8 protein-coding genes are annotated in these 6,548 nt (G+C 68.0%); 1 reads left to right on the top strand and 7 read right to left on the bottom strand.

Annotation, left to right across the window (positions count from 1 at the left end):
• The 3 genes from AC1D1S_RS18235 to pyrR all read right to left on the bottom strand — a co-directional run.
• On the bottom strand, positions 1-499 hold a 499-nt coding region (locus AC1D1S_RS18235), incomplete at its 3' end, for an amidohydrolase family protein (RefSeq protein WP_476995111.1).
• On the bottom strand, positions 499-1,569 hold the full coding sequence (locus AC1D1S_RS18230; protein ID WP_476995110.1) for an aspartate carbamoyltransferase catalytic subunit: 1,071 nt from the start codon (positions 1,567-1,569) through the stop codon (positions 499-501). The genes AC1D1S_RS18230 and AC1D1S_RS18235, both read right to left, overlap by 1 nt.
• Positions 1,566-2,192, bottom strand: coding sequence for a bifunctional pyr operon transcriptional regulator/uracil phosphoribosyltransferase PyrR (pyrR, locus tag AC1D1S_RS18225; protein WP_243177373.1), 627 nt, complete (start codon positions 2,190-2,192; stop codon positions 1,566-1,568). The genes AC1D1S_RS18230 and pyrR overlap by 4 nt, the downstream gene beginning before the upstream one ends.
• Before the next feature lie 136 nt (positions 2,193-2,328).
• Here pyrR and AC1D1S_RS18220 point away from each other — a divergent pair, with 136 nt between their 5' ends.
• On the top strand, positions 2,329-3,603 hold the full coding sequence (locus AC1D1S_RS18220; RefSeq protein WP_476995109.1) for a PrsW family intramembrane metalloprotease: 1,275 nt from the start codon (positions 2,329-2,331) through the stop codon (positions 3,601-3,603).
• Between the two features lie 75 nt (positions 3,604-3,678).
• Here the strand turns inward: AC1D1S_RS18220 and nusB are convergent, their stop codons facing one another.
• From nusB to aroB, 4 genes are all read right to left on the bottom strand, one after another.
• Positions 3,679-4,089 carry a transcription antitermination factor NusB gene (nusB, locus tag AC1D1S_RS18215; protein ID WP_018773145.1) on the bottom strand — a complete coding sequence of 137 codons (411 nt, stop codon included), beginning with the start codon at positions 4,087-4,089 and terminating at the stop codon, positions 3,679-3,681.
• Positions 4,089-4,652: an elongation factor P gene (efp, locus tag AC1D1S_RS18210; protein WP_018773146.1), complete on the bottom strand. Its 564-nt coding sequence runs from the start codon at positions 4,650-4,652 to the stop codon at positions 4,089-4,091. The genes nusB and efp overlap by 1 nt, the downstream gene beginning before the upstream one ends.
• A 153-nt stretch (positions 4,653-4,805) precedes the next feature.
• Positions 4,806-5,324, bottom strand: a complete 519-nt coding sequence (locus AC1D1S_RS18205; RefSeq protein WP_243177371.1) for a tetratricopeptide repeat protein — start codon at positions 5,322-5,324, stop codon at positions 4,806-4,808.
• On the bottom strand, positions 5,324-6,415 hold the full coding sequence (aroB, locus tag AC1D1S_RS18200; RefSeq protein WP_079554549.1) for a 3-dehydroquinate synthase: 1,092 nt from the start codon (positions 6,413-6,415) through the stop codon (positions 5,324-5,326). The genes AC1D1S_RS18205 and aroB overlap by 1 nt, the downstream gene beginning before the upstream one ends.
• Positions 6,416-6,548 lie beyond the last annotated feature (133 nt).

Genomic DNA, 6,548 nt, shown 5'->3' with positions numbered 1-6,548 from the left:
TGCCGTCGTCGGAGAACACCCGCACGTGGGCGCGGGAGTCGGCCATGGCGCCGAGCTCGGCGAGCTGCTCCCCCGCGAGGCCCACGGTGACTGCTCCCACCGGGCGGACGTCCACCCAGCCGGCGGTCCGGCCAAGGGTGAGGACTTGCTCCACGACGCCGGCGGTGTCCGCCACCGGGGTGCTGTTGGCCATGGCGTGCACGGCCGTGTAGCCGCCCAGGGCGGCGGCCCGGGTGCCGGTTTCGACGGTTTCGGCGTCTTCGCGGCCGGGTTCGCGCAGGTGGGTGTGGATGTCCACCATGCCCGGGAGCGCGACAAGGCCCGCGGCGTCAATTACTGTTGCGTCCCGCACCCCGGCGCCGTCGGCGTCCAGCTGACGGCCGCGGGCGGCGATCACGCCGTCCCGGATCAGGATGTCCCCKGCTGCTCCGCCCAGGATCGAGGCCCCCCGGATGAGGTAGGCGCCGCTGTTGTCTGCGTTCTGGTGCTGATCGGCCATCAGTGGCTCTCCTGGTGGGAATAAGTGAGGTTCGGAATGGCGGCGTGCGCCGCGGACGCGGCCGCAGAGGCAGAGGCAGGGGCAGAAACTGGTGCGACGGCGGGCTCGCGGTTTTCCCCGGACAGCAGCAGGTACAGAGCCGCCATCCGGACAGAGACGCCGTTGCGCACCTGCGCCAGCACGGTGGAGCGGGGCGAGTCGGCCGCGGCCGCGGAGATTTCCAGGCCGCGGTTCATGGGGCCGGGGTGCATGATGATGGTGTCCTTGAGCCCCAGGCTGTCGAGGGCACGGAGCMGGTTGTCGTCGAAGCCCCAGCGCCGCGAGTATTCGCGCGTGGTGGGGAAGAACGAGGCATTCATCCGTTCGCCCTGGACGCGGAGCATCATCATGGCGTCCACGCCTTGCGCGAGGGTCTCGTCGAGGTCAAAGCTGACGGCGCACGGCCATTTTTCGACGCCGATGGGGAGCAGCGTGGGCGGCGCGACGAGGGTGACCTCGGCGCCGAGGGTGCGCAGCAGCCAGACGTTGGAGCGGGCAACGCGCGAGTGCAGGACGTCACCGGCGATGGCGACGCGCATGCCTTTGAGGTCGGCGCCGGCAGACGGCGTGCCGGCGAGCTTCGACCAGTGCCGGCGCATCGTGAACGCGTCCAGCAACGCCTGGGTGGGGTGTTCGTGGGTGCCGTCGCCGGCGTTGATGACGGCGGCGTCGATCCAGTCGGTCGCGGCGAGCCGGTGCGGGGCGCCGGAGGCCCAGTGCCGGATGACCACGGCGTCGGCGCCCATCGCGGCGAGGGTCTGGGCGGTGTCCTTCAGCGACTCGCCCTTGGAGACGGACGAGCCCTTCGCGGCGAAGTTGATGACGTCGGCGGAGAGCCGCTTGGCGGCGGCTTCGAAGGAGATCCGGGTGCGGGTGGAGTCCTCGAAGAAGAGGTTGACCACGGTGCGCCCCCGCAGGGCGGGGAGCTTTTTGACCTCGCGCTCCCCCACCGCAGCCATTTCCTCGGCGGTGTCCAGGATGCGGATGGCGTTGTGCAGGCTCAGGTCTTCGGTGGAGAGCAGGTGCCTCATGCGGTGGCCTCGATGACGACTTCATTGACGGGGGCGCCGTCGGGGGCGCCGTCTGTTGCCCCGCCTCCGGCAGAATCGGTTTCCTCGAGCCGGACCCGGACCTTCTCCGATGAGGAGGTGGGCAGGTTCTTGCCGACATGGTCGGCGCGGATGGGCAGTTCCCGGTGGCCGCGGTCGATCAGCACCGCGAGGCGGACAATCCGCGGCCGGCCGAGATCGATGAGGGCGTCCAGTGCTGCCCGGATGGTGCGCCCGGAATAGAGCACGTCGTCGATCAGCACCACAACTTTGTTGTCGATGCCGGTGCGCGGCAGCTGGGTGGGGTACGGCGGCCTGGTGGGCTGGTGCGAGAGGTCGTCGCGGAACATCGTGACGTCGAGTTGACCGACGATGGCGGCGGCGTCCACGGTGGGATCCGCGGCGGCGATCTTGGCGGCGAGGCGGACGGCGAGGGGATAGCCCCGGCGCGGGATGCCCAGCAGGACGAGGTCCTGGGAGCCCTTGTTGGCCTCAAGAATTTCATGGGCGATACGAGTGAGCGCGCGGTCGATGTCAGCCTGGTTGAGGACAACCCGGGTGAGCACCACCTGCGCCGGACCCGGTGCTGAAGGCACGGAAGTCAAAGCTCGTCTCCCCTTTCCCCGCCTCACGGGACGGAATTAAAAAAGGATTATTTGCTCTTTCAAATTACCACAACGGCACCGTCGCCCCGTCGCCGCCGGAATGCGTTTAACCTCACACGGACATAGGCTCGGTTCCATGACGATGAACGGACCGCGGCCGGGGCATGAACACCCCGGCGGCCCGCGCCAGGGGCCGCTGCCCCGGCAGGCCAACCCGACGTGGCTGGGGCGTGTCCAGCCGGCGAACTACCAGCAGGCTCCTGCCAACGACGGCGGCCAGTTGCGGCCGGCGCTGCCTCCCGCCGGGCCGGCGGGAGGCAGACCGGGCTGGAAGAACGGCCGCGGTTCCGGTGTTTTTGGCCTGGTGATGGCCGGCGGATTCCTGGCGGTCCTCTGCCTCTTCCTGGTGGTGCCCTTCCTGCTGGAAAGGACCGGAATCACCGGCTTTGCCATTGGTTTCGTGGCCTCGCTGGTTCCCCTGGGGACCGTGTTGCTGACGGTGCGCTTCATCGACCGCTGGGAACCCGAGCCGAAACCCCTGCTGCTTTTCGCGTTTGCCTGGGGAGCCGTCGTCTCGATCGCGGTGACGATGCTGATCCAGCCCTATTTCTCACTGGCGGCCGGGCCTGCCTCGGGACTGGACTATACGACGTTCGCCGTGACGGTCCAGGCACCGGTGGTGGAGGAATTCGCCAAGTCCCTGGGGCTGCTGTTGCTCGTGCTCTTTGCCCCGAAACACTTCAACGGACCGGTCGACGGTGTGGTGTTCGCCTTCACGATCGCGGCGGGCTTCGCATTTACCGAGAACATCCTCTACTTCGGCCGCGCCATCGCCGAATCCAGCGACCCCGGCACGGACCTCGCGGTGGTCTTCTTTCTCCGCGGGGTCCTCTCACCCTTCGCCCACGCCATTTTCACGGGTACGACCGGTCTGGTGATGGGCTTCGCCGCCGGCCGCGGGAGCACCGGGCTGTCCGTGCTGGCGTTCTTCGCCGGCCTCGTCCCCGCGATGCTGCTGCACAGCGCCTGGAACAGCATGGGCCGGGACTTCCTGGGCCGGTATGTGATGGTGCAGGTGCCGATCTTCCTGCTGGCGGTGCTGGTGATCGTGCTGCTGCGGGTGGCTGAGCGCAGGCTCACGCGCCAGCGGCTGACCGAATACGCGGCCGCGGGCTGGTTTACCGCGGCCGAGGTGGACATGCTGTCCACTGCCGCCGGCCGCCGTTCCGCGCTGCGCTGGGCCAGGTCCACCGGGCGGGGCGTGCAGATGAAGGCGCTGCTCGATGCAGCCACCCAGCTCGCCCTCACCCGGCAACGGATTCTCAGCGGCCGGGACGTGCCGGCACACCAGCGCGATGAGCAGCACCAGCTCGCCGAGATCGCCGCGCTCCGGGCCGCCGTCGTCGGTTAGGGACCGGGGCAACCGGGGAAAAGAAAGAACCCCGGCCAGGATGTCCTGGCCGGGGTTCTTCGGGGCGCTGAGAGCTTAYGCCAGCAGCGAGGGCTTGAGCTGCTGCAGCCGGCCCAGCAGGCCGTTGATGAACGACGGCGACTCGTCCGTGGAGAGCGTCTTGGCCAAGGCCACGGCCTCGCTGACCGCCACGCCGTCCGGGACGTCGTCGTTGTAGAGCAGTTCCCACGTGCCGATCCGCAGGATGATGCGGTCCACGGAGGGCATGCGCTCCAGGGTCCAGCCCTGCGAATAGGTCTCCAGGAATTCGTCGATGGCCACCTGGTGCGAGACCACGCCTTCGACGATTTCGAGGGTGTAGGGGTTGACGATCTGGTCTGTCTGCTCGCGGCGGGACTTCAGCACGTCGAACGCGGAGGCTGAGCGCTGCTCGGCCTCAAAGAGCACATCGAGGGCCCGGTTCCGGGCCTTACCGCGCGCACTCACTAGTCGTTGACCCGGCCGAGGTAGCTGCCGTCGCGGGTGTCGACCTTGACCTTGGTGTTGTTCTCGACGAACAGCGGCACCTGGATCTCGTATCCGGTTTCGAGGGTGGCGGGCTTGGTGCCGGCCGAGGAGCGGTCGCCCTGCAGGCCCGGCTCGGTGTAGGTGATTTCGAGGACGACGCTCGGGGGCAGCTCGATGTAGAGCGGGTTGCCCTCGTGGATGGCGATGTTGACCATCTGGTTCTCGAGCATGAAGTTGGTGGCGTCGCCGACGGTGGCGGCGGAAACGGTGAGCTGGTCGAAGTCCGAGGTGTCCATGAAGACGAAGTCGGCGCCGTCCTGGTACAGGTACTGGTAGTCGCGGCGGTCCACCGTGGCGGTCTCAATCTTCAGTCCGGCGTTGAAGGTCTTGTCGACCACCTTGCCGGACATCACGTTGCGCATCTTGGTGCGCACGAACGCGCCACCCTTGCCGGGCTTGACGTGCTGGAACTCGATGATGTTCCAAAGCTGGCCCTCAAGCTTAAGGACGGTTCCGTTCTTGATGTCGTTAGTGGTTGCCACAGTATCCTCTTAGTTTCTCGATGGTTCCATTCGACCGGTGCTAGCGGTCGGACGCTTATGCCGGGCCGGCATGCCAAGTGGCCGCCAACGCGTGTTTGTCAAAAATCCAAGTTCTATTCTACCGGTTCCGGCGGACAGCTGGCTGACGCGGGCTCAGGACTGCTGTTCCAGCACGTCCCGGGCGCGCTGCAGCGCCACCGTGGAGGCGTAGATGAGGGCCGCGTCGGCGGACCCGGCGACGCGCAGATCCAGTGCCTTGGCGAAGGATTCGACGGCGGCGCCAATGTTCCCGCCGGCGAAGTAGGCCCTGCCGAGGTGCTGGCGGACGGCGGCCTCCTCCAGGGTGCCCTGGGTCTCGGCGAGGAGTTGGCGGAACACCTCCACCGCCCGGTCGAACCGGTTCGAGACCCGGAGCACGTCCGCCTCGAAGATCCGCAGCCGGAGCGAGCCGGGGTCCTTGTAGCGGGCCTCGGCGAGGAGCTCGGCGGCTTCGGCCGCGTGCCCTTCGACGAGCCGGACCAGGATCAGGTCCCCGGGGTCTGTCGAGGCCGCCAGGGCCTCGGCCATGACATCGTCATTGACGATCTGGGGCATCAGGGACTGCGGGTTGATCCGGATCCCGGGAAATCCCGCGTCCGGCCACTCGCTCGTTCCGCCCTTGACCATGTGCATCAGGAGGCAATCTCCTGGTAGGCGGCAAACAGCAGGGACGTGTCCGGGACATCGAGGATGCCGGGCCGGCCGACGCCGTCGAGCACCACGAACCGCAGCAGGTCACCGCGGGATTTCTTGTCCCGGCGCATGCCGTCCAGGAGGGCCTGCCAGCGGTCGCGGCGGTAGGTGATGGGAAGCCCGAGGCTTTCCAGGATGCTGCGGTGCCTGTCGGCGTCGGCGTCGCTGAGCCGGCCGACGCTGCGGGCGAGCTCGGCGGCGAACATCATGCCCACGGAGACGGCRGCGCCGTGCCGCCAGGAGTAACGCTCGGCGAGTTCGATCGCGTGGCCCAGGGTGTGGCCGTAGTTCAGGATCTCGCGCTGGCCGGTTTCCTTCAGGTCCTCGGACACCACCCGGGCCTTGACGCTGATGGCGCGTTCGATCAGTTCGCGCAGGATGTCCGAGCGCGGATCGGAGACAGCGGACGGGTCCTTCTCGATCAGGTCCAGGATGGCCGGGTCGGCGATGAAGCCACACTTGATGACCTCGGCCATGCCGGAGATGATCTCGTTCTTCGGCAGCGTCTCCAGCGTGTCGAGGTCCGCGAGGACACCGGCCGGCGGGTGGAACGCGCCCACCAGGTTCTTGCCCTCGGCGGTGTTGATGCCGGTCTTGCCGCCGACCGAGGCATCCACCATGCCCAGCAGGCTCGTGGGCATGTGGATGACCTTCACGCCGCGCAGCCAGGTCGCGGCGACAAAGCCGGCCAGGTCGGTGACGGCGCCGCCGCCGACGGCGACGATGGCATCGGAGCGGGTGAAGTCGTTCTGCCCCAGCACCTGCCAGCAGAACGAGGCGACCTCGATGTGTTTGCCCTCTTCGGCGTCGGGGATTTCTGCGGTCAGCGCGGTGAACCCGGCGGCGGCCAGCTCTTCCCGGACGGTGTCCCCGGTCAACCGCAGCGCACGGGGGTGGATGACCAGCACGCGCTTGACGCGCTCACCCAGCAGGCCCGGCAGGCTTGCCAAGAGGCCGCGGCCCACTACGACGTCGTAGTTCTCACCCGGCGTTTGTCCGGTGACTTTGATGACGGTTGATTCGGTACTCACTATTCAACTTCCTTTGTCGACGCCGGAGTGGGCACCGCCGCGGCCTTAGCCGCGGCGCGCTCCCCCAGCGCATCTTCCAGCCGGTGAGCCAGCTCCGGAACGCTGCCGCGCCGGACATCGAGGACGAGGTCGG

The sequence above is a fragment of the Arthrobacter sp. P1_A5 genome (assembly GCF_056406825.1).
This window is presented reverse-complemented; position numbering and strand designations above follow the sequence as displayed.

What these genes read in the sequence shown, in the direction of transcription:
- AC1D1S_RS18220 (WP_476995109.1), top strand. Translation starts at nt 2,329, where the DNA reads ATGACGATGAACGGACCGCGGCCGGGGCATGAACACCCCGGCGGCCCG.
- AC1D1S_RS18205 (WP_243177371.1), bottom strand. Translation starts at nt 5,324, where the DNA reads ATGCACATGGTCAAGGGCGGAACGAGCGAGTGGCCGGACGCGGGATTT.